Here is a 3,162-nt window from a genome sequence, read left to right as displayed (position 1 = left end):
CACTTCCGACCCAATAAACGCCCGATATCTGGCGCGGAGTGACCCCGCGTCCCCGGCCTAACCCAAACCCAACCAACGCGGGGTCACTTAAAGCCCAAAAAAGGCCCAATATCGGGCGTGGAGTGACCCCGCGTTGCTAGGTGGGGTGGGGGGCGGTCGGCTTATTCGGGTTCGGCGAGGATGGTGGCTAGCCGTTCCAGCGCGGGCAGGCTGGCCGCAAGCTGGGCGCGCTCTGCCGGGAGCAGCCTGGACTTTGCGGATGCCAGCGCCTCGGACCAAGCCCCTTCCAGGACAGTCCTGATGCGCAGCGCCTCCGGTGTGGGATGCAGCACCACATACCTCTTGTCCGAGGCGTCCCGCGTGCGTGTCACAAGCCCCAGGGCCACCAGTTCGCGGAGTTGGGCACTGACGTTGCTGAGCTGCCGGCCGAGACGGGCGGCAAGATCCGCCACGGTGATGCCGGGATGCCTCTCGACCACCCGGACAATGTCCAGCAACCCGCTGGAGAGCGGGAGGACCCCGGTGCCCTCGTGGGATTTGCGGCGCACTTCGAAGGAGATATCCAGGATGGCCACGGCCAGGCCACGGGACTTTTCGACGTCGGGCTGCTGGTCGGGAGAGTTCATCCCCCAAGCATAGGGGCGGGCTTGGAAGGGCCGGATGCTAGTCCGTCAGCAGAAAGCACCAGTTGTCCACCATGAGGTCCAGTGACGTCTCACGGTCAACGGACCATCCCAGCCGCATCCACCGGCGGGAAAAGAATTCGAGTTCGCCAAAGGCCAGGGTGCAGCGGACGCGGCGGCTTGACGCCTCGAACCGGTCCGCCGCATCCAGGCCGGCATGCATGTTTCCAATGGCGTCGTCGAACCACCGGTCCAGTGCGACCTGGATCTCCGGTTCGCTGGCGGCGGCCTGGTGCGCAGCCGTCACATAGGGCCGGATTTCGGCCCACTGGTCAAACTTGCGCTGCAGCCAGAGCCGGATCTGGGCCCGCTCCCCCGACTCCACCACTGACTTCAGGGGTGGAACATCAGCCTCGGTGAGCATCTGGTTGGACCGCTCCAGCAAAGCCTGCATGAGGTGGCCTTTGGACTGAAAGTGGGCGTAGAAGGTGGCCCTGGTGGTTCCGACCGCGACGGCGATATCGTCCACCGTGGTTGCCGCGTAGCCCTTGTCCCCGAACAGCTCCAGGGCCTTCGCCAGCAGCAGCCCGCGGGTCAGCTGTTTCTGAGCTTCTCGAATAGTGGCCACCACTAAAGATTAGTGCGGCGGCCACCCCCGGCTGACTTCACAAATTCACGCGGCGGGCTCCCGAAGGACCATCCTTGGGGAAGCAGCCCTACCCGAAGGAGCCCCATGAACTCTCACGCCGCCGGAGAAGGCGAGCGGGCACTGACGTTTTTCTGTGCCTTCGCGCTCAAGCAGCCGGTGCAGGACGTGATCCTGCCCGCGTTCGCCCGCTCCACGGGGCTGCGGGTGGAGGCTGTCTATGAGCCCACGTTCCGCCTGCTGGCGCGGATTGAACCCGGCGCCCGGCCTGACGTCATGGCAGGCATCACCGGTTCCCTGGCGGACCTGGTATCGGCCAAGGTCCTGGAAGGTCTCCGTCCCATCGCCCGGACCGGAGTGGGTGTGGCGGTAGCCCCTGGCGCGCCGGCACCGGATATCAGCACCGTGGATTCACTGATCAGTGCCGTGACAGGTGCCCGCTCGGTGGCCTACTCGCGCAGCGGCCCCAGCGGGCTCTATTTCGCCGGGCTGCTTGAACGGCTGGGGATCGCCGCGCAGGTCAAGGCAAAGGCCACGATCATCGACGCCGGACCCACAGCCCTGGCGCTGCTGGATGGCCGGGCCGATCTCGCGATTCATCAGCTGAGTGAACTCCTGCTCGTTCCCGAAGCAAGGATCGTCGGCCCCCTCCCCGATGCCGTGCAGGAATACACGGACTTTTCGACGGCGCTCGGCAGCAACGTGTCCGGCGCGACGCCCGCGGTTGGCACCAAGCATCCGGCCGGGGCCACAGAACTCCGGGAGTTCCTGCACAGCAACGAGGCCAGGGCGGCCTATGCGGCCAACGGACTGGAACCCGCCTGACCAAGGGAACCTCCGCCGTCGGGATGCCGCTTCCCGGCGAGAATCCGGAACCGGGCAGCCAAGCACAGCTCACCCGTACAAGCCCGCGAGCAGCTCCGTGACCTCCCGACATTGTGCCGGCGGATCCTTCCTCGACCACGCGGCGTACACAGGCACAGGCGGCGCGTCCCGGACCGCCCGGTAGACCACTCCGGGACGGCGGTACTGGTGGGCTGTGGATTCTGCTGTGATGCCGCGCGCCTTGCCGCTCCCGATCACTGTCAGCCAGTCATCAACGTCCTCGATGGAAACAGTGGTTTGGGGCCGCTCACCCTCGGGCCACAGATCGAGCTGGGTGCTCCCCGTACGGAGGTCCAAGGCCAGGGGGCTGTGCGCAACCTGGGCAAGGGTGACCGACCGTTTACCGGCCAATGGATCCTCTGCTGCCATGGCGCAATACCGCTTTTCGGTGCCGACGAGCACCAGTTCCACTGTTGCCGTGTCAGGGACCCGCCGCAGGATGGCGAAGTCGCTGGTCCCTTCCGCCAGGCCGGCAGTGGGTGTGTTGGTCCTGATGAGGCGGAGTTCGCTGGCCGGGTAGGACGCGGCCCAGCGGCGCTGGAATTCGGCCGTGTGCTGTCCAAGCGCAGACCATGCGTAGCCGATCCGGACGGTACTGCCGCCGGCCTTCGCATCGCGTTCGAGTTCCGCAACGGCTGCGAGAATCCGGCGGGCGTGCCGCAAGGTCCGTTCGCCGGCAGAGGTCAGTTCGACACTCCGGGTGGTCCGGTGGATGAGCCTGGCACCGAGGGCCTCCTCGAGGGATGCCACGTTCCGGGAAACCGCTGCCTGGGAGACCCGCAGGTCGATGGCGGCGTCGGTGAAGGTGCCAGCTTCCATCACGGCGACCAGGCAGCGCAGCTGGCGCAGTTCGAGTGTCATGTCCGCAGTGTATTCATGCGTGCAGCGTATGGATAGTGACGTCTATGCATTGGGTGGATCCGGTCGCCGCGCGCACACTGCATCTATGGCGAAGAACGGCGGGACGGACAAGGGAACCAGGACGGGCGCAGCAACGCTGGTGGCAAG

The 3,162-nt window shown here is 66.2% G+C and carries 4 protein-coding genes; 1 reads left to right on the top strand and 3 read right to left on the bottom strand.

Features of this window, described 5'->3' with window-relative positions; genetic code table 11:
* Window positions 1-161: 161 nt before the first annotated feature.
* Complete coding sequence (locus DBR22_RS08245) at window positions 162-626, bottom strand: MarR family winged helix-turn-helix transcriptional regulator (protein ID WP_108598617.1); 465 nt, start codon at window positions 624-626, stop codon at window positions 162-164.
* A gap of 37 nt (window positions 627-663) precedes the next feature.
* On the bottom strand, window positions 664-1,251 hold the full coding sequence (locus DBR22_RS08240) for a TetR/AcrR family transcriptional regulator (protein WP_108598618.1): 588 nt from the start codon (window positions 1,249-1,251) through the stop codon (window positions 664-666).
* Window positions 1,252-1,356: 105 nt separating this feature from the next.
* On the opposite strand from DBR22_RS08240, the gene DBR22_RS08235 reads away from it, so the two are divergent.
* A complete protein-coding gene (locus DBR22_RS08235) occupies window positions 1,357-2,094 on the top strand; it encodes a substrate-binding domain-containing protein (protein ID WP_108598616.1) in 738 nt (245 codons plus the stop codon).
* A gap of 69 nt (window positions 2,095-2,163) precedes the next feature.
* Here DBR22_RS08235 and DBR22_RS08230 read toward each other — a convergent pair whose 3' ends face one another.
* Window positions 2,164-3,015: a LysR family transcriptional regulator gene (locus DBR22_RS08230; protein WP_108598615.1), complete on the bottom strand. Its 852-nt coding sequence runs from the start codon at window positions 3,013-3,015 to the stop codon at window positions 2,164-2,166.
* Between the last annotated feature and the right edge of the window lie 147 nt (window positions 3,016-3,162).

It is taken from the genome of Arthrobacter sp. HMWF013 (genome assembly GCF_003061105.1).
In the GTDB taxonomy this organism is placed as follows: Bacteria; Actinomycetota; Actinomycetes; order Actinomycetales; family Micrococcaceae; genus Arthrobacter.
The sequence above is the reverse complement of the archived record's forward strand: the minus strand, read 5'-3'. Positions and strand labels throughout refer to the sequence as shown.